Here is a 254-nt window from a genome sequence, read left to right as displayed (position 1 = left end):
ACATACGCGTCCTCGTCCCCGCGTTGCACCGTGATCGTTCCGGCGGCCTCCAGGTCGTGGATCGCTCGGACGATCCCCGCACGCGCGTCCTCCACCTGCGAGACCCGCACCGGACCGAGGATGCGGACCTCCTCCTCGATGATCTCGCGGTTGCGCTCGGACAGGTTCGCCGTGATGATGGCGTCGACCGTCTCCGGTGCGCCCTTCATCGCGACGGCGAGCACCGCCGCATCCACCCCGCGCAGCACCTGCTG

Annotated in this window: 1 protein-coding gene; it reads right to left on the bottom strand. The window is 69.7% G+C overall.

What is annotated here, in order from left to right; genetic code table 11:
* Nucleotides 1–254: FliG C-terminal domain-containing protein (locus tag ACPYOG_RS20030; protein ID WP_481295854.1), on the bottom strand; the 254-nt coding region annotated here is incomplete at both ends.

Source organism: Leifsonia sp. HAY1-4F (assembly GCF_056755275.1).
Note: the sequence above shows the minus strand (reverse complement) of the source record. Positions and strands in the feature narration are given on the sequence as shown.